The 20,572-nt window shown below is 44.0% G+C and carries 13 protein-coding genes; 6 read left to right on the top strand and 7 right to left on the bottom strand.

From position 1 onward, the window contains the following. Positions 1 to 4: 4 nt before the first annotated feature. The 6 genes from BWI44_RS21210 to BWI44_RS21185 form a co-directional block, all read right to left on the bottom strand. Positions 5 to 1,996: a glucosamine-6-phosphate deaminase gene (locus BWI44_RS21210; RefSeq protein ID WP_007663923.1), complete on the bottom strand. Its 1,992-nt coding sequence runs from the start codon at positions 1,994 to 1,996 to the stop codon at positions 5 to 7. Between the two features lie 275 nt (positions 1,997 to 2,271). Continuing rightward, a complete protein-coding gene (gene pbpC / locus BWI44_RS21205) occupies positions 2,272 to 4,623 on the bottom strand; it encodes a penicillin-binding protein 1C (RefSeq protein WP_195209123.1) in 2,352 nt (783 codons plus the stop codon). A gap of 9 nt (positions 4,624 to 4,632) precedes the next feature. Further along, positions 4,633 to 10,242, bottom strand: coding sequence for an alpha-2-macroglobulin family protein (locus tag BWI44_RS21200; protein WP_502688842.1), 5,610 nt, complete (start codon positions 10,240 to 10,242; stop codon positions 4,633 to 4,635). After that, positions 10,239 to 11,042 carry an amidohydrolase gene (locus BWI44_RS21195; RefSeq protein ID WP_195209197.1) on the bottom strand — a complete coding sequence of 268 codons (804 nt, stop codon included), beginning with the start codon at positions 11,040 to 11,042 and terminating at the stop codon, positions 10,239 to 10,241. Before BWI44_RS21195 ends, BWI44_RS21200 begins: the two co-directional genes overlap by 4 nt. A gap of 178 nt (positions 11,043 to 11,220) precedes the next feature. Then, positions 11,221 to 11,775 (bottom strand): 1-acyl-sn-glycerol-3-phosphate acyltransferase, encoded by a 555-nt coding sequence (locus BWI44_RS21190; protein ID WP_195209125.1) that lies wholly within the window; start codon positions 11,773 to 11,775, stop codon positions 11,221 to 11,223. Between the two features lie 9 nt (positions 11,776 to 11,784). Then, a complete protein-coding gene (locus BWI44_RS21185; RefSeq protein ID WP_007663915.1) occupies positions 11,785 to 12,054 on the bottom strand; it encodes a hypothetical protein in 270 nt (89 codons plus the stop codon). Positions 12,055 to 12,236: 182 nt separating this feature from the next. Here BWI44_RS21185 and BWI44_RS21180 point away from each other — a divergent pair, with 182 nt between their 5' ends. The 4 genes from BWI44_RS21180 (at position 12,237) to BWI44_RS21165 (ending at position 15,677) form a co-directional block, all read left to right on the top strand. Further along, positions 12,237 to 13,883 (top strand): diphosphate--fructose-6-phosphate 1-phosphotransferase, encoded by a 1,647-nt coding sequence (locus BWI44_RS21180; protein ID WP_021966993.1) that lies wholly within the window; start codon positions 12,237 to 12,239, stop codon positions 13,881 to 13,883. 211 nt (positions 13,884 to 14,094) lie between these two features. Then, complete coding sequence (locus tag BWI44_RS21175; RefSeq protein WP_229036166.1) at positions 14,095 to 14,853, top strand: glycoside hydrolase family 25 protein; 759 nt, start codon at positions 14,095 to 14,097, stop codon at positions 14,851 to 14,853. A gap of 111 nt (positions 14,854 to 14,964) precedes the next feature. Then, positions 14,965 to 15,279, top strand: a complete 315-nt coding sequence (locus BWI44_RS21170) for a nucleotidyltransferase domain-containing protein (RefSeq protein ID WP_021966995.1) — start codon at positions 14,965 to 14,967, stop codon at positions 15,277 to 15,279. Beyond that, entirely contained in the window at positions 15,276 to 15,677 is a 402-nt protein-coding gene (locus BWI44_RS21165; protein ID WP_286816341.1) for a HEPN domain-containing protein, read from the top strand. Before BWI44_RS21170 ends, BWI44_RS21165 begins: the two co-directional genes overlap by 4 nt. A 643-nt stretch (positions 15,678 to 16,320) precedes the next feature. Here BWI44_RS21165 and prmA read toward each other — a convergent pair. Then, the gene (gene prmA / locus BWI44_RS21160; protein ID WP_021967747.1) at positions 16,321 to 17,163 is read right to left on the bottom strand and encodes a 50S ribosomal protein L11 methyltransferase; all 843 of its coding nucleotides are present in this window, start codon (positions 17,161 to 17,163) and stop codon (positions 16,321 to 16,323) included. A gap of 281 nt (positions 17,164 to 17,444) precedes the next feature. Between prmA and BWI44_RS21155 the strand changes: the two genes are divergently transcribed. Beyond that, entirely contained in the window at positions 17,445 to 18,845 is a 1,401-nt protein-coding gene (locus BWI44_RS21155) for a hypothetical protein (RefSeq protein WP_286816339.1), read from the top strand. Between the two features lie 35 nt (positions 18,846 to 18,880). Further along, a complete protein-coding gene (locus tag BWI44_RS21150) occupies positions 18,881 to 20,470 on the top strand; it encodes an OmpP1/FadL family transporter (protein WP_286816337.1) in 1,590 nt (529 codons plus the stop codon). The last annotated feature ends 102 nt before the right edge of the window (positions 20,471 to 20,572 follow it).

Here is a 20,572-nt window from a genome sequence, read left to right as displayed (position 1 = left end):
TGATTTACAACGGAATATATTCCACGAATGCCTCCATTGCTTCGTAAGATGCCAGACCAAGACTGTCATACAATGCAGCAGTACCACGGTTGCGATCTTCGCTGCGTTGCCAGAACAGACGTTCATCGTTGCCCAGGAACGGTGCACTTTCCATCTGAGACTGGTGTTTCAGGATAGAGTTACGTTTGGCACGGAGTTCTTCAGGACTGATAGGCACTGCCATTTCAATGTTCTCAATTTCCCATTCAGCCCATGCACCGCGATACATCCAGATGCGGCAGTCTTTCAGCCATTTTGCACCTTCTTCTTTTTCCAGGTCGATAGCTGCAAATACGGCATCGGTGCAGACACGGTGTGTGCCGTGCGGGTCGGCAAGGTCGCCGGCAACGAATATTTGGTGAGGTTTCACTTCACGCAACAGGTTACGTACGATTTCCACATCAGCTTCAGTCAGCGGACCTTTCTGAATACGACCGGTTTCATAGAACGGCAGATCAAGGAAATGACAATGATCCAGTGGGATGTTATTGTATGTACAGGCGGTGCGTGCTTCACCACGACGTATCAAACCTTTAATGGTAAGAATATCGCGTGTGTCGATGTCACCGTCTTTTTTCTCTTTCAGGAACTTACGGATCTCTGCATACTTGTCGGTAATCACTTTGTCTTCGCTGTTATTGAAGATTTGATTGAAACCGTTGATAAAGTGCAGGAAACGGATTACTTCTTCGTCACCTACGGCAATGTTACCGGAGGTTTCGTAAGCCACGTGTACATCATGCTTTTGCTCTACCAGACGACGGATGGTACCTCCCATAGAGATAACGTCGTCATCGGGATGCGGAGAGAATACAACGACCCGTTTCGGATACGGTTTTGCGCGTTCGGGACGATAAGTATCGTCTGCATTCGGTTTGCCACCCGGCCAGCCGGTAATGGTATGTTGCAGATCGTTGAATATTTTGATATTTACATTATATGCAGAACCGAACAGAGCCAACAATTCACTTAAACCGTTTTCATTGTAATCCTTATTGGTAAGTTTCAGGATAGGCTTTCCTGTCAGTTGGCACAACCATACGATGGCACTGCGGATCAGTTTGTCGTTCCATTCACATGAAGTCACTAACCACGGACGGTGAATGCGTGTCAGGTTGCCGGCAGCAGAAAGGTCGATAATTACATGGGCATTATTGTGCGTTTGCAGGTAAGATGCCGGAATAGTATCTGTTACTGCACCTTCTACACACTCTTTTACCATTTTGGCCTTATCATCACCCCATGCCATCAAGAAGATTTTCTTGGCAGCCAGAATGGTGGATACACCCATTGTGATAGAGCTGATCGGTGTGCTTTCAATGCTTCCGAACATTTTGGATGCCTCGTTGCGTGAGTCATTGTCCAGTAAAATGAGGCGGGTAGTGGAGTTTAGACGGGAACCCGGTTCATTGAAACCGATGTTACCTACACGACCAATGCCGAGTAATACGGCATCCAGTCCGCCAAAGCTTTCGATGCGCTGCTCGTACAAACGACAATATTCGAAGATAGTATCTTTGGGGATAGTACCGTCCGGACTGAAAATATTCTGCTTGTCGATGTCTACATGATCGAGAAACATCTCTTTCAGGGCATTCAGATTGCTGTTGATGGCATCTGCTGTGAGCGGATAATATTCGTAAAGGTTGAATATGATAACATTGCGGAAACTCAGGCCTTCTTCTTTATGCATTCGGATGAGGGCTGAATATACATTGCGGGGAGAATTACCGCCCGGCAATGCCAATACGCAAAAACGTCCGGCTTTTTGTTTGTCGCGAATCAGTTGAGCTATTTCGCAGGCAATGTGGTTTGCACCTTCCTCTGCTGATTCGTAGATGTCAGCGGGGATTTTTTCCAGTCGGGTCAATACCGACCTTTCAAATGCATTCTCAGGCCTGTAATACCTGGGGGAGACTCTGTTGAGAGTGATTTGAGAACTAAGATTGGTTTTCATAACTAAATTGGTATTAATAAATTGATTAAAGCTTGTCGCTTCTATGATTTAACAAATATACGAAAAACAAAGTTCACTCATTTAATGGTGTCGGGGCTGTTTTTCGGAACAAGGTGTTTTTTTCTGACACTGTTTCGGGATACAAATGTAGGCACTTTTTGGTAACTATGTACTCACTTCTTTTAGGTATTTTCATTAAAAAGACTAAAATGGAATCTTTTTGTACAAATACATAACCTGTTCGGAGAGGCAGAGATGGGTACGCGTGCCTATTTTTAAAGAGGGTTAATATAAAATGTAGTAGTTACTGTATTTCCTGCACTATCTACCGCTGTCAGCGAGTGTTTTCCGGGTGTGGGTTGCAAAGAAATCTTATGGAAATCCTGCGTCTGCGTCAGATAAGTATTATCAAGATGCCAAAAGATGGTGGTAACGGGATTACCATGGGCCAGTTCGGCAGTCATATATCCTGGGCTTCCATCCATCTGTTTGGGTAATACAATCCGTGCATTCATGGGCGGGTAGATGAACTGCATCGGTTGGAGGGCGTCTTCTCCGCAACCAGGCTTAAAGGGAGGAAGCGGACTGTATTCCGGATGATGCTGTTTGTAATACCATTCCCAGACGGGCGGCAAAGTGAACCAGGATTTCTGGATGGTAGGTTCCAGATTAGCACAATTCTCATAGATACGGTGAGTCTCATCGGCTGAGAGAGTGATGAGGTGATGATAAGGGCAAGCTTCCGTCTTTAATCCGGCGGGAAGAATCAATAAGGTGTCTGTTTCTTCGCAAAATCGGCCTTTCAGATGTCCGGATTTCCGGCATACTTCAGCCTTAACAAAGACATTCTCCGGACGTTTGAACCATTGTGTAGGAGGAAGCAGGCTGAATATGTCAAACAGAACCGGGCCGGCTGTCCGTGCTCCTACAAGACCGGGTTTACCTTCTCCGGTAGCATTACCCACCCATACACCTATGGCATAGTGAGGAGTGACGCCTACAGCCCAGGCATCGCGGAATCCATGACTCGTTCCGGTCTTCCATGCGATGGGATGCATGGAAGGGATGGATTTCCAGTCTATTTCTTCGGGACGGTTCACCTCGGTTAGAGCATTGAATGTTTGCCATACGGCTCCCGGTTGAAAAACGTCCGTTGTCTTTGCAGAAGTGACTGCCTCGGAATTTTCCGAATCTTCAGTATCTGAAAGTAGTAAACTACATTCCGTTTGTGGAAGTTGCAATAAACTCCGTCCCATGTGTGCGTATGTATTGGTTACATCCCATAGGGTGGCTTCCGCTCCGCCTAAGATAAGTGATAAACCATAATGGGAGGCGGGGCGGTTGATTGTCTTCAAACCTATTTGCCTCAGGAAAGTGTGAAACTTGGGAACACCATATTTTTGCAGCATCGTTACTGCCGGAATGTTTAGTGAACGAGCAAGTGCTTCTGAAGCAGGAACAGCACCTTCGAACTGCAAACTGAAGTTTTGAGGTGTAAAGCCATTAATATTAATGGGTATATCAGGCAGTAGTGTATGAGGTAGCAGGCTGCCTTCCTGCAACATGGCATAATATAGAAATGGTTTCAGAATACTTCCCGTACTTCTGGGTGCCTGAATTACATCTACCTGGTTACCGCTTTGTTTCCGTTCGAAGTTTACATTGCCGCAATAAGCTACCACCTGATTGGTCCGGATATCAATCACCAGAATAGCCAGGTTGCGTATATCGCTCCGGTTAAATTCATTACTCCAACGTTCGGCTACGTTCTCTATCTGGCTTTGAATACCTCTGTCGATGGTTGATACGGAATATTTCCCATTCCGTTCCTGATAGAAGCGACTGACCAGGTGAGGAGCTATTTGAGGGAGAGGATGAGGCTCATCGGGTAGTGGTTCGCTGATGGCCAGTTCGTAAGTGGAACTATCTATAATCTTTCGCTCACGCAGTTGTTTCAGTAGACGGTTTCTTTTATTGAGCAATGATTGTCGTGATTTGGAAAGGTGAATCATGGCGGGTGCGTTTGGAAGTACCGCCAGCATAGCTGCTTCCGCCCAGGAAAGTTCTTCGGCCGAATGTCCGAAATATCGCCAGGCAGCGGCATCGAGTCCTACTACATTTCCTCCGAAAGGAGCGTGTGAAACGTACATGGACAAGATTTTCTCTTTTGAAGCACGAAATTCAAGTCGGGTGGCCAAGATCATTTCTATGAACTTCTCTCCAAAAGTACGCGATTCGTTTCTTGCCAGACGGATCGTTTGCATGGTGAGGGTACTTCCTCCACTTACAATGCGCTTATTCTTTAGGTTTTGGTAGGCGGCTCTGCCCGTGGAGACAGGATTGACTCCCCAATGGTGATAGAAATGCCTGTCTTCGAAAGTGATGAGACATTGCTTTACTTTCTCCGGAGTAGTGGTTCGGGGCGGAAAACGCCATTGACCGTCAGATGCAATGCGTGCGCCCAGTAATTCACCGTTCCGGTCAGTGACAACGGTGGAGTAGGGCACATGGAAAAGTTGCCGGGGAAGACAAAAGATATAGGCTATCACCAGAATTGTAATAAGTATGAATATTACTTTTCTGGTGATAGACAGTTGTTTGAAGTACTTTATAATCTTAGCTCCCATGAAACGAACTTAACGGCTGACAGTCGTTCTTCCCGCCTTGGTTCGTGCCTGTGCCGAACCGTCATACATGGCTTCGCACTGGATAGCCGGCAAAATGAAATTACCTGCATACGTAGCTTGCAGTCTTATGGTGAACTTTTTCAGCTCGCTGCGACGCAAGTCGAAGTAAGTCAATACGCGGTCGTCACGAATATCCTGGTAGGTATACTCACGGGTAGGTGTCGCTTCCGGAGTCATCAATCGGTCGTTGTAAATCTCCCAACCTGACGGCAGGATATGTGTTAATGCCAAATTGCTGTAAGCAGTGGTTCCACTGATATTACCTACAGTAATGACTGCCATAAAGTCTGTTCCTTGCTTGATATCATCTATGGATATCGTCGCTCCGTTCATATCCGTATATTTTACGTCCAGGCGGAGGTTATTGGATATTGCGGGCAACGTATCATTGAGTAACTGTGTACGTGTAATGAGATCCACACTTAATGCGCCTTTGCCTTCATTCTTTACTATAATATTCCCCGAAGCCGGTGAAGTGGACAGTTCCTTTGCAAATACAGCCTTGGCTGATTTCACTACGGGTTGCTGCTTTCCATTCCATGTCCAGGTGAAGTCCAGAGTACCTGAAAGTTTCTCAGCCAGACGTCCCATCGCCATCAATGAGAAAGCAGTGGACTGTGTACTGAACCAATTCTCTTCGGCCAGATTCTTGGATACCTTTTTCGCCTGTTGCAATGCCGCCTGGTCGCGGTTCATCAGGAGTAAAGTTTCCAATATCATAGCTTCGTCACGATCATACGAACCATAGATGTAGTTCTGTGAAGAATAGGGGGCAATGGTGGTTTCCGCCTTAAATACCAATTCTTCAGCCGGTTTCATCTTACCCGTCAGGGCATAAGCGGCTGCCAGTCTCCATTTGGCTTGCAGAGGCAGGTTAGCTTGTTCTTTCATACGGTTCATGGCACCCTGCTCAGGTGCACCGGCTAATGCCAGTGTGTACAATCTGTATGCTTGTTGCACTCCCGTCTGCCAGTGACCCCAACTGTCATCCTGATCCGGCATCCGCCAGTTCTGGGCAGCAGCACGTTGGAAACGTTTCCACTTATTCAGCACATTCGAGTTGACAGCGTAGCCTTTCTCCTGTGCCAATACAAGGAACATACCCGCATAAGAAGTAATCCACTCATCAGCATTGGCATTCCCCGGCCAGTAAACAAAACCGCCATTCGGAAGCTGGCGTGCATAGAGTTGCCGTATCGCTTCCTGTACGTTGGCCTTAATTTTTTGAGCTTCTTCCTCATCCACAGCTTTAAACTGGCTGACGAACAATAGCGGCAGAGCCTTGGAAGTCAGCTGTTCCGTGCAATGATGCTGATAATTATACAGGTAGTCGAACCTGCGGCTGATATCTACCGAAGGAATACGTGAAACTTCCAGCAGCATACGGCTGCTTGCCGGAGAAGCACCATTCAATGAATAAGGAAGTGTTACACTTTCTCCTTTTTCCACCCATTGGCTGTTGCGGAAGGTCACTGCCGGATTCGGGTTCCGGACTTCGATTTCAATGGTCTCTTTCGCCTGCTGGCTGCCACCGCTGGCAGTGATATGTATCGTTGCTTTTCCTGTTTTATTTCCGGTCTTTATCTTAAAGTAAACGAGTTGGTCACCCGGTTGACTGAAAGTAATGGATTGTTTATTGGGATCGATTACCTGCACACCTCCACCTGAAGCCTGGATGGATACCGATACATTCTTCACTTCCTTCTCCATGGCGAAAACATTCACCGGAACGGTAATCTCTTCTTGTGTGCTCAGTACACGGGGTAGTGTGGACAACAACATCAATGGTGTACGCACGAAAGAAGTCTTTTCCGCTTTTCCATAAGCTCCGTCTTGCCCCGCTACCACCATCGTACGTACAGAACCTACGTACATCGGTAGTTTCAGCGTGTGCGTCTTCTGTTTTCCTTTATCCAGATAGAACGGACCGATAAATTTCACTACCGGCTTGAAGCGGTTCGCTTTTGCATCGGCCGGTTTCAGTGTTTCGTCACCGCCCGTACTGAACAATGAACTGTAGCGTCCGGCAGATGCTCCGAGTACATCGTCATACATATCCCAGGTGCGGATGCCTAATGCTTCGCGGGCATAGAATTCATTCCACGGATCGGGAGTCTTGAAATTAGTCAGGTCGAGTAATCCGTCGTCTACTATGGCCAGTGTGTATGTCATCTGCTTGCCGTTCTTTTCGCTGACGGTAACGGTGAAGTCCGTTTCCGGCCGCAACACTTCCGGCATTTTAATTTGCGGTTGCAATATTGTTTGTTTATTAGTCACCAATACCGGAACCACACCGTACATACGTATCGGCAAATCGTTCACTGTCTGTGCATGAGGTTGCAACAGGCTGATGTGCAGGTAAACGTTCGGCGCCATTTCCGGAGTCACTTTGAAAGAATACTTTGTGTCTCCGTTGTTGGAAACTTCAATCCATTCACGTTGCAGAACGGTTGAACCGTTTTCCAGGGCTACCAATGCACGTCCTCCCGCAGCGGCAGGAATGATGGCTGTTGCCGTTTCACCTATTTCATACGAGTCTTTATCCAGAGAGAAAGCAAGCATTTTAATGCCGCTGGGGTCTGTCTTGCTTGAACGTCCGCGCCAATCCGGCCAGTCTATATAAACAGTTCCACCGGTGGCATGCCCACTTTCCTTATCTTTCACATAAATCAGGTAACGTCCCCAGACCGGATAATTTACCCGGAATTTGAAGGTTGCCTTTCCGCCTGTAGTCTGTATATTGCCACTGGCTACGGGAGTGATGGAGCTACTGTTGACGTATGTTCCGAATGATTCGTCCCGGTTTTCCCACCACCAGCTCCAGGAGATGCGGTAAATCTTATATTCCAGATTGGAGCGGTTCACTACTTGTCCTTCTGCATTTACAGTGACAATGTCGAATACATGATCTTGGTCTGTCTCGATGTATTTTCCTTTCGGCTGGTTCAGATTAATACCCACATAAGATGAGAATGGAGAGAACGGAATGCTTTGCGTGTAAATACTGGCATCTCCTCCCGGTTCGAATACACGGCTGGTTAAGGTTGCATTCAGCATTCCCGGGGCATTGGTGGCAGCCGGAAGTTTCAACATAAAGTTGGCTTTTCCTTCCGCATCCAGTGTTCCGTCGAATACATCGTTTTTTACAGTTGTAAATTCGGTAGCCGGATTATTGAATATGTATTGCCCGTAGTTCTTAAATTGCGTATTTACTTTTGACAGGGACATTTCCACTTTGGTTTTCAACCGTGAAGCTGTGGCGCCTGTCAGCCATGTGGAAGTAAGCATTACGGGCATCTCTTTGGCGGAGGCTTGTATCACTTTCTCCGGCAGTTTCAGATTAATTTTCAGGCGGTTTGGCTTCACTGTTTCTATGCGGAGGCTTTTGTGGAAAGCGGTTCCACCTACTTTGACGTAAGCATTCCATAATCCCGTCGGGTCTTCGGGGCGTGTCGGCAGGTCAAATGTGTAGAAACCGTTTACACCTTGCGTAGAGATCATTTTGGTATAGAATTGTCCTCTCGGATTATACAATTCCAATGCTACGGGGTGTTTATCCGGAATCCTTTTTTCACGGTCTTCCATAATAAAGCTTACATGCAGCGTATCTCCCGGTCGCCATACCCCTCTTTCGCCATAGACGAATCCCTTCAATCCTTTCTGAATGTCTTTTCCGCCTACATCGAACCGGCTGACAGATTGTTCTTCGCCATCTGCCACACGAACGTAAGCTTTCTGCTTCTCTACTTCGGTTACCACAATGAAAGGAACACCTTGCGGAGTGATTTCTGTAAATCCTTCACTATTCGTTTCACCGGTTCCGATGACTTGCAACTGGAAGTTGTAAACAGTTACTTTAGCTTTCTCCATCGGTTTGGTATCCAGGATATTGCTTACGGCAATCCATAGCTTGTTCAGTGAATTCCGTTTTACAATCATTCCTATATTGGAGGCAAATACGTTGCACGATGCTGCCCGGTCAGAGTCCATATAGTAGGAGGGATGGCAAGGATTGTTACGTTCCCGCCAGTTATACTGACTCCAGTCCATCTTTATGTTACCATTATAGTAGAAATAAGTTTCCGGTGTATCCCATTCTGCTTCATTTTCTTCGAAAGTACTATTTCCGCTGACTTTTGTCAATCCCTCTGAAGCAGTATTGTCTGCAAAGCTCATCACTTGTTTTTCTGTGCCGCTGCAAGGATAAGCAGAGTATTCTTGTCGGAAAGAAAGTATGACACGGTAGATAGCACCCGGTTCCTGCCGAATCAGTCCGGCAAGGTCTATTGAATAGTCTTCCCATCGGTGTACGTCTTTTGTGCTGTCCTTACTCAGCCACAATGTGTTTTGGTAAACCAATCGTCCGGAACGGCGCAGTTCACTGGCAGATGAGAGCGTATTGGTCTGCATGAACATCAGTACATTGTTTTCAAAAATACGGATCACGCTTAAATCTACCGCATAGAGATTGACTGCCCGGAAAGGGATGATCAAACTTTTGGAGTCGGGCAGGATAGCGGCTGATGTAGACATACTCACTTGTGGTTTCAGATTCAGTTCGCTGAATGCGATGGAGTGTGACTTTCCGAGCGATTTATCTCGGCTGTTTTTTACTCCTTCATGTATCTTCAAAGTCAGTTTGCTCAGTTGATTGGCTTCAAAGTAGATGTATACTTTATTATTCTCCACTTGAAATATAGAAGATGATACTTCGGGGATTTCAATCAATCCGTTCAGGTCTTGTGTGGTAGAAATAGGATCGGAGAATACTATTTCAATTCCATTTTCCGGTTCGTCAATGCGTTTGGCAGATAGGAAACGGAAATCATTCTTGGCAGGGATCAGTACGTTTTCTGCCAGTTTGCGGTCGATTCCTGCAGGACTGCCATTGGCGGTGATTTCCAACTGATAGTCTTCCGCTTCGCGGATGACACCGGCTATTTCAAACTGATAGCGTGTCGAATGATCTGTCGGAGTGATACTGACCGGATAGCTTTGGCCGTTTCCGCCTTTGGCAGAGAGTATTTCCTCAACTGCTTCTTTGGGAGTGGCATCACTGAAACGTACTTCGCCTTTCAGCGTCACCAGGTCGCCATGGCTATCTATGTCGATGGTTGTCAGCGGTTCAACATATAGTGTGAAATTGGGCTCCTGTACTCTGAAAGAGAATTTGAATTCTTTCAGGCCACTGTCCACTTCTACAAACCGACCTAATTGGAATGTACCTTCATAGAATTCTCCTGGCTTTAAAGTTCCTGGTTCAGGAACGAATTCAATCGTATTGTTGCTGACCCAATAGGCTTTACCCTTCAGAGATGGGGAGAAACTGAATGGATTTTCTTTCAGTTCATTGTTCAAATCTACCATAGGCTGATCTTGTGTCAGTTCTATGCGTATATTCGAAGTCTGCGAGATAACTCCTCCCGTATATGCATTCACAAAAGGTGCATACTCGGCAGAAGGAACAATATCCTTTTTGCTGTTTGCGCAAGAGGAAAAAACTGCGATAGTCAGTAACAGAAAGAATAGCTTGTCAGCTATACGGTGTTTAGTTCTCATTCGTTCCATAATCTAATTGAAAAAGCGTCCGCATCTTTCCATGCGGGAAATTTTTGTCTAAATTCTCTCAGTACAGAGAGGTCGAGAGTTGCGGTGGTGGTTCCTTCTTCATAGTCGGGCACGCTGGCAAGCAAATCGCCCTTTGGCGAATAAATGACACTGCCGCCACTATATGGCATTTGATTTCCATCCGTACCAATGCGATTGACACCGCAAACATAACTGATATTTTCGAGTGCACGGGCTTGCAACAGAATGTCCCACACCCGGCGGCGGGAAACGGGCCAGTTGGCAACGTATATCAGAAGGTCGTATTCATTATTTACATTGCGGCTCCATACCGGGAAGCGAAGGTCGTAGCAGACCAACAGCAGTATATTCCACCCCCGATAGGAGATAACAGGGCGTTGGCTACCTGCTGTAAAATGCTCCGTTTCCTGGCCCATGCGAAAAAGGTGTCGTTTATCGTAGTAATAAGCTTCTCCCTCAGGAGTCAGGAAAAAAGCACGGTTGTAGCAGGGGAGGGCTTGGAGAGAGGTGCTGCTTTCATCACAGGCTATGTAACTGCCCGTAATAGCCAATTGGAATTCTGCTGCCCACTGACGCAGGGTGGAAATTGTTTCACCTGATACCGGCTCAGCCAGTCTCCGGCTATCCATACTGAAACCGGTAGAGAAAGTTTCGGGCAAGACAACAATCTCCGCTTCTCCACGGAGCTTTATCAGCTTTTCCCGGAGCAAGCGGAGATTTTCTTGTTTATCTTCCCAAACAATATCTGTTTGTAATAGAGTTACACGCATACTATAAAAATCTGTTTTAGTCCTATCCATTGAAGGAAGAGAATTCTTCCTCCTACCAAGTCCGTGTCAAGGCCGTACCAAGTCCATACCAAGTCCGTAGTTATAGATACGGAGCAAACACGGACTTGATATGGTTCGGGTCATATCCGTATAATTTGCGTAATCCTGCAGTTGAAACTTAAATGTTTCCTAAAGCAAAGTTTTCCGGGTTCTTTCCTTTGAAATCTTTATAATAGAGCTTTACCTCGCGCATATCCTTTTCGATATCTCCCGATGGCATGATCGCCTTTGTCGCAGAAATCGTTTTGGTGGTATAATCAATACCTATCATTACAATAGGCACTTGCGCTTTCAATGCAATAAAATAAAATCCTTTTTTCCAATTCGGATTTGCTTTACGGGTTCCTTCCGGAGTAATAGCAAGCTGGAATTTCTTGCTTCTGGCGAATCTTTCCGCCATCTGGTCTACCAATGATGTTTTGCGTCCCCGATCCACCGGTATGCCACCCACGGCTTTGAATATTAGTCCCAGCGGAAAGAAGAACCATTCTTTTTTCATCATGAAGCAGGTTTTCCGCCCGATAGCTCCATAAAATAGTTTGCCGATAAATAAATCCCAATTAGATGTATGAGGTGCTGCAGTGATCACACATTTATCATAATCCGGCACCGTCACGTTTGTCTTCCATCCCAAAATGCGATAGTAGATAAAGCTGTATATTGCTTTTTTCATTCCCGGTGCTTACTTCAGGTTGCCGATAGCGTCAATAATTGCGTCTACTTCTTTATTAAAGTCTTCGCGGAATTTCTTGTAGAAACCTTTTACATTTCCCGGCTCGGTATGGCTGATGCGGCTGATAAATTCATCTTGCATACTCAGGATTTTACCCATCAGTTCGTCAGCTTTTGCTTTATCGGTTCCGGGTACGTATAAGCTGTTTACCAAACACTCCATGAACAGTTCACCTGCGATATAATTGACGTTTTTCTTAAGTTCTCTTCTACTTGCCATAATCTTTACGTTTTAAGTGAATAAATTGAAATATTTCCGGTAAAGATAAGTACTTTCCATGGTATAAACCAACATTTCATATTTTTTTTGATGTGCGCTTCCTTTCATAATTCAGAAAAAAACACGAAATTTGCGACGCTTTTGAACGAAACTTTACTAACACCTTTAAATAATTAGATAAAATGACAAAAAGTGCATTGCAAATTGCAAGGGCTGCTTATCAGCCCAAACTTCCGAAAGCGCTGAAGGGTGCCGTTAAGGCGGTAGCTGGAGCAGCTACTCAATCTGTAGCCGATCAGGAAGCTATCCAAAAGTTGTTCCCTAATACGTACGGAATGCCTTTGATCAAGTTTGAGGCTACTGACGAAGTGGTTAACTTCCCTGCTATGAATGTGGGCGTTATCCTTTCCGGTGGTCAGGCTCCCGGCGGTCACAATGTGATTTCCGGTATTTTCGACGGTATCAAGAATTTGAATAAAGACAGTAAGTTATATGGTTTCATCCTTGGCCCCGGTGGTTTGGTAGATCATAACTATATGGAGTTGACTTCAGACATCATTGACGAATACCGTAACACGGGTGGTTTCGATATCATCGGTTCCGGTCGTACCAAATTGGAGAAAGAAGACCAGTTTGAAAAAGGTCTGGAAATCCTGAAGCAACTTGATATCAAAGCATTGGTTATCATCGGTGGTGACGACTCAAACACGAATGCCTGCGTACTGGCTGAATATTATGCAGCTAAGAAGTGTGGAGTACAGGTAATCGGTTGTCCGAAGACTATCGACGGTGACTTGAAGAACGAAATGATTGAAACTTCTTTCGGTTTCGACACTGCTTGTAAGGTTTACTCTGAAGTTATCGGTAACATTCAACGCGACTGTAACTCTGCTCGTAAATACTGGCATTTCATCAAGTTGATGGGACGTTCTGCTTCTCACATCGCACTGGAATGTGCTTTGCAGGTGCAACCTAACGTTTGTATCGTATCAGAAGAAGTTGAGGCAAAAGATATGTCTTTGGACGATGTCGTAACTTACATTGCACAGGTAGTAGCCAACCGTGCTGCTCAAGGCAACAACTTCGGTACGGTTTTGATTCCTGAAGGTCTGATTGAGTTCATCCCGGCTATGAAACGTCTGATCGCTGAGTTGAACGACTTCCTTGCTGCCAATGCTGAAGAATTCTCTCAGATTAAGAAATCTCACCAACGTGATTATATCATCCGCAAACTGTCTCCGGAAAATGCCGCTATCTATGCCAGCCTGCCCGAAGGCGTTGCACGTCAGCTGACGCTGGATCGCGACCCGCACGGAAACGTACAGGTATCTCTGATTGAAACAGAAAAACTGTTGTCGGAAATGGTAGCTACTAAGCTCGCTGCATGGAAAGAAGAAGGTAAATTTGTTGGTAAGTTCGCTTCTCAACATCACTTCTTCGGTTATGAAGGCCGTTGCGCTGCTCCGTCTAACTACGATGCTGACTATTGCTACTCACTGGGTTATACAGCTGCTTCTCTGATTGCTAACGGCAAGACTGGTTATATGTCTTCTGTACGCAATACTACAGCTCCTGCTGACCAATGGATTGCAGGTGGTGTGCCCATTACGATGATGATGAACATGGAACGCCGTCACGGTGAAATGAAACCGGTGATCCAGAAAGCTCTGGTAAAACTGGATGGTGCTCCGTTCAAGGCATTTGCTGCTCAGCGCGATCAGTGGGCTATCACTACAGACTATGTATATCCGGGACCGATTCAGTACTTCGGACCTACAGAAGTTTGTGACCAGCCGACAAAGACTTTGCAGTTAGAGCAAGCTAAATAAATCAGCAAGCTAACGAAAAGTGAATAAGAAGAACGCAAATTACATGAATTACACAAATTTGAATAATCTATTTGCGTAATTTGTGTGATTTGCGTTCTATTTTAACTAATGCATGGCAACTAAAACTAATTCTACACCTCGTCGAAAACCAACTTCCCGTTCTGCTGTACCTGCTGCACGCCGCGGTAAGAAAAAGAGCAAAGAACGTATCATGCCCACATGGTTGCGTACTATACTTGCTGTTGGGATTATTGCTGTGTTTTCTGCCGGGTTTTATTGGTTTTTCATTCGCCCGTATGCTTATCGCTGGAAGCCTTGTTATGGTCAGAAAGGATATGGTGTCTGTATGCCCTGTGACTATGAAGTGCATGGCATTGATATCTCCCATTATCAAGGTAGTATAGATTGGGTACAACTGACATCTAATAAAACAACCAAATTTCCTATCCATTTTGTCTTTATGAAAGCCACTGAGGGTGGTGACCATGCTGACGATACTTTCCCGTTCAATTTTGATCAGGCACATCGTTATGGTTTTATCCGTGGGGCTTACCATTTCTTTTCTCCCAAAACAGATCCGCATAAGCAAGCTGATTTCTTTATCCGTACGGTTCAGCTTATTCCCGGTGATCTCCCCCCTGTACTTGATGTCGAAACTATTGGTAAAAGTACGCCCCATGATCTGAAGATTGCCGTTAAAACCTGGCTCGACCGTGTAGAGTCGCATTATGGTGTGAAACCTATTCTTTATACTTCCTATAAATTTAAAAGCCGCTATCTTAATGATTCGGTATTCAATACGTATCCCTACTGGATTGCTCATTATTACGTAGATTCCGTCAAGTACGAAGGTCCCTGGCACTTCTGGCAACATACTGATGTAGGCAATGTTCCGGGCATTAAGGAAGAAGTTGACTTGAATGTATTTAATGGCTCATTGGAAGAGCTTGTTGATATGACGATACGCTGATTATACTCTTTTAAATAATTAAATTACTGGTATAAGATTAGGAAAAAAGAGAAGAAATGTGTTCTTTTGTATTTACTAAAAGAGGTGGAAATGTAACTTAATCATTTGCTTATGAACCGGACGGAATTAGTACATCATTTAAAAAAACTAATAAAGGGTATTGCTCCTGATGCCCAAGCTATTCTTTATGGCTCGGAGGCACGTGGAGATGCAAAACTTGGCAGTGATATTGATCTTTTGATTTTGATAGATAAGGAGAAGGTATCTCCTCAGGAAGAAGACACTATAACTACTCCTATCTATGATTTGGAAATCGAATCCGGAATCATTATTAGTCCTATTGTAATGACTCGTAAAGCTTGGGAGGCTGCAAAGAGACAGACTATGTTTTATTATAATGTGATGAAAGACGGGGTGTTATTATGATGGATGGTACTATAAAACGTGATATAGTTAACTATAGGCGTCAAAAAGCTCATGACTTGATGCATGATGTTGATATTCTAATAGAAAATGAATTATGGAACTCTACAGTCAACAGAATGTATTACGCATGTTTTCATATTATCTCGGCATTATTGATTATGCATGAAATAGAGGTAAAAACTCATATGGGTGTTAGGCAAGCTTTTGGACTTCATTTTGTGAGATCGGGTATATTGCAGCCGGAATGTGGGCGAATCTTTTCAAAGATATATGATAAGAGACAATCAAGTGACTATGATGATTTTAGAGAATTTACAAGAGAAGAAGTTGAAAATCTATATCCCCAAGTTCTGTTTCTGATTACAGCAGTTGATAGCCTGTTTGATGAAACTATGTAAGTGCTAATTTTTGTTTTCTTGATATATTCTTTTCAGTAACTTTGTTCCGGGAGAGAAGAAAGATGAGAACTTTTTCATCAACTTCTCTTTTTTATTTTATACCCAACACCACTATCTGACCGAACTGTCGCATTTATAACTTGAACTCAGGGCTTACTCTCACCCGAAAATCTTAATTTATATATCGTAACTTATTCTGTTATACTGTAGTATCCTACGTATGGTGCATATATCGGATGAACCCGTAATCTGATGTTTTTTAGCCTTTTTTCCCCGTGTAAACGATAAGATTGCCATAGTTGATTGTTTTAATCATTAGGTATTAACGGGTTTTACATAAGGTATGATTCTGTTTTCTCTTAAGGAACATCCTGTTCACTCTTAGGAATAATTGGATGTCAACCTTGCTTGAACGGCCTGTTAACCTCGGTTGACAGCCCGATCAAGCAAGGTTGACAGGCCTGTTGACCAAGGTTAACACCCAATAGGACTTACTATGAAGTTGTAAAAAGAGTAGGGCAAAGTCAAATGCTTCCTTGTCTGTTATTTGATTGTGTAGATATGAATCAGACGGTGCTTCATAGTAGAACACAAATTACGCAAATTACACAAATAAAGGGCTGCGCTACTGGATGAGTAAGTGCTAAAGTTTGAACTTTACTGCTGCCCAACGATTTTTCTCCTGATGGTGTACAAATTGCAATCCATTACGTTCAGCTTCTGCCTGAATCAATGGAATGTCATCTACATAAAAGCCGCTCATATACAGTTCTGAGCCCGGATGCATGCAGCGCACATATTGTTTCATGTCATTTAGCAGAATATTACGGTTGATGTTGGCAATAATCACATCAAACGGACCTAAATCTTTCAAGGAAGATGCATCCCCTTGTGACACGGCGATATTGTCTACATGGTTCAGTTCAATATTTTCAAGGGAATTGCGTACACACCATTCATCAATATCGATAGCGGTGCAAGGTGCAGCACCACGCATGCGGGCAAGAATGGCAAGGATAGAAGTACCGCACCCCATATCGAGTAAAGACTTTCCTTGCAGGTCACTGTCCAGCAGTTCACCGATGATGAGACTGGTAGTTTCGTGGTGACCCGTACCGAAAGCCATTTGCGGATTGATTACGATGTCATATTCAGTTTGGGGAACATCGTGATGGAAAGTGCTGTGAATGACGCAACGGTCACCAATAACAATCGGTTGAAAGAAATTCTTTTCCCATTCCTCGTTCCAATCTTTGTCTTCAGCTTCTGTAAAAGTATATTCAATTTTTGTATCCGGTAGGGGGAATTCAGCAATAGCTGTTTTTACAGTTGTCTCATCATACAAATCCTTTTGTATGTAGGCAGCAATACCGTCTTCTTGTTCTACAAAACTCTCAAAACCTGCATCACCCAGAATGGCGGCAAGCACATCGTTCACTGTTTCAGTGCAAGGGGAAGTGCGGAAAGTAAATTCTAAATATTTCATTGGAATACAATATATTGTTAAATACAAAGAGGGTTCCGATGAGGTGAACCGGTTTCTTTGTATATTTGTTTATTAGTTGCAAAGATAATGCAAATCGAATGCAGAACTTTCATGCTTGCATGAAAAAGTTATGTTGAGGTGCAGCTTATCTTCTTTAAAGATAGGGTATTTAGGGAAATCCCTATAATCATTTGGGGAAATTCTCCTGCAGACGGTAATTCCCATCGCTATCTTTGTGACGTGATAAAATAGATAAATGTAAACCAATAAACCACACCCATATGAAAAAGATTGTTTTTTTATCGCTTTTTGCCTTGTGCCTCCCTTGGATGGTTTCGGCGCAGAGCATAGATGACGACCTTTACTACACTCCTTCTAAGAGTAAGAAGGAAAAGAAACAGGAGAAGAAAAGAACATCTGCTCCGGCTGAAGAGATTGTAGTAAAGTCGAATGCACCGACTACGGTTTATACGTCGCCGGGGAATACTACGGTTGTAGTTCAGGATCGTAAAGGAAATACACGTGATGTAGATGAGTATAATCGCCGCTATGATTCACGTGAGAATGACTTCGTAATGGAGGACGATACCTTATATATCAAAGAAAAAGCTGTGCCCGATCCGGAAGGGGAATGGGTAAACGGCTTCGATGGTTCGGAAGATGATTATGAATATGCTATGCGTATCGTACGTTTCCGTAATCCTCGTTATGCAATAAGTATCAGTAGTCCATACTATTGGGATGTCGTTTACGGTCTGGATACATGGAACTGGAACGTATATACCGATGGAATGTATGCTTATGCTTTCCCAACTTTCTCTAACCGTTTGTGGTGGGATTGGCGTTATAACTCCTATGGATGGGGAGGCTATCCTTATTATGGTTGGGGAGGTTACTCACCTTATTATAGTTACGGCGGCTGGTCCTATGGTTGGGGCGGCTTCTACGGCGGCTGGAGTTGGGGATGGGGACACCATCACCATCATTACTATCCTGGAGGCGGCTGGTATCCCGGTGGTGGTGGACACTGGGGAGGTGGCCATTGGAATAGCGGTAGCATATATACGAACAGACGCCATGATGGAACACGTTATTCCAACGGAAATCGTGTTTCTACTGCACAAGGAACTACACGCCGGAGTTCTGTAACGAATGGTGGACAAACCGTACGTCGCTCTTCAGATGCTACTTCCGTAAGACGCAGTACTGGTACTTCAGGCAGTACAACTCGCAGGGTGGTAGGTACCCGCTCAGGAAGTGAACGTCCGGGAATGAATACCCGAAGAGATGCTGCTTCTTCACGGAGATCGACTTATACTCGTCCCAGCAGTACGCGCAATAATTCATATAATAGTAGTAATGTGGAAAGTGTTCGTAATAGTGGAGGAACTTCTACCCGTTCTTCTTCTGTAGGAACTACACGTCGTAGCAGCACTTCTACATCGACTTATAATAGAGGTAGTTCGACTAATCCTACCAGAAGCTACTCTAATGATTATAGCAGACGTTCTAATAACAATAGTAGTACTACTCGTTCTTATAACAGTAGTCGTTCTTCTTCAAACAGTAGTTACTCTTCCGGTAGTAGCTCACGTTCGAGCAGCTATTCATCCGGTAGTAGTGGTGGAGGTTCTTCCAGTCGCTCCAGTGGTGGCGGTGGTGGTTCCACTAGAAGAAGATAACCGTATGGAGTGTTTACCATAAAAGAGAAATGAGTATGAAAAAGAAATCAACGATAATAGCTTTGGCTGTGCTCGTAGCGACAAGTGTGAGCGCACAGACTGTATATGATGCAGCAAATATAATAAGTAAAGATTTGAACGGAACCGCCCGCTTTGTGGGTATGGGTGGTGCGATGGGAGCTTTGGGTGGTGATATTTCTACTATTGGAACAAATCCTGCCGGTATTGGTATCTATCGCAGTAATGATGCAATGGTTTCATTCGGCTTTTCCAGTATGGGAGTCGAGAGTAAACTCGGAAGTAATACATTCAATAGTGATAAAAACCGTTGGAATTTTGACAATGCAGGTTTTGTGTTCTCTACGAAGCTCGGGAATGTAACGACCTTGCGTTATGTCAACTTTGGATTTAACTATCATAAAGCAAAATCATTCAATCGGACAATGACGATGGGAGGGCAATATAGTTTGTCGCAGACAGACTTGATGGCAAGCCAGGCAAATCAGATGTATGGTGCAGGAATGGATCTTCAACAGTTGACAGAAAAAAACATTCTTCCGTATGATCAAGATAGAGTTGGCTGGTTAGGTGCTTTAGGATGGGATGCCCGTTTATTTGAAACAGATGACGATCCTAATAATCCTTATTATAGCTTAGGTATTAGCCCTTATGCTACTTATAAGTCTGTAGAAAGAGGTGGAGTGGATCAATATGATTTTAATATTGCTTTTAACTTTAATGATCGCTTTTATTTTGGCGTTACCATCGGAGCATACGATGTAAATTATCGTAAGTCTTATTTCTATGGCGAAGATATGGGAGGAGGTAATGACTATAGTATTAGCAGTGAAAACCGTATCAATGGTGCAGGTTGGGATGCTAAGTTCGGTTTTATTCTTCGTCCTATGGAAGACTCGCCTTTGCGCCTTGGATTAGCCATCCATACGCCAACCTTTTACAAACTGACTTATACTACCAGAGCAGCTATACAATCGAATATTTGGTATGTGAATAATGAAACAGGTGAAGAGTTTCAGGAACATCTCTCTTATGATACTTATTATGAATTGAATAATAAGGATATGAAGAGCGAGTTTGAATTGCGTACTCCGTGGACATATAATTTAAGTATAGGTTATACTGTGGGAAGTAATTTGGCTTTAGGTGCCGAATATGAGTATCAGGATTATTCGAAAATGGCTTTCTATTATCCGGAAGGTGATAAAATGGAGTATGAGAGTGAAGAAGCAAAAATTAATAATAAAGGAGTGAGTACTTTCCGTATTGGTGCTGAATATAAGGTAATCCCGGAATTTGCTCTTCGTTTGGGCTACAACTATAGCTCTGCTGCATTTAAGAATGATGCGGTTAAGACACTTCCTTATAATTCATTGAATGTAGATACTGACTTTGCAAATACGAAATCACTGAGTAATTATACATTAGGTATCGGTTATAGAGGTTCTTCATTCTATGCTGATTTGGCTTATAAGTATTCTACTCAGAAAGCTGATTTTTATCCGTTTGCTTTGCCCGGTAATAATGGTAATTATGATGTACCGGCAGTAACGAAAGTAACAAACTCTCGTAGTCAGGTGCTATTTACTTTAGGTATGCGTTTCTAAACGAACAACAATATAAAGCAAATAACCTTTCATTGCAAATACCTTGTGTATTAAACCCAAGTCCCCGGAAACGATTGCAGCGCTCCGGGGACTTCTTTTAAA

The organism is Bacteroides sp. Phil13 (genome assembly GCF_001940965.1).
Taxonomy (GTDB): domain Bacteria; phylum Bacteroidota; class Bacteroidia; order Bacteroidales; family Bacteroidaceae; genus Bacteroides; species Bacteroides intestinalis.
The sequence above is the reverse complement of the archived record's forward strand: the minus strand, read 5'-3'. Positions and strand labels throughout refer to the sequence as shown.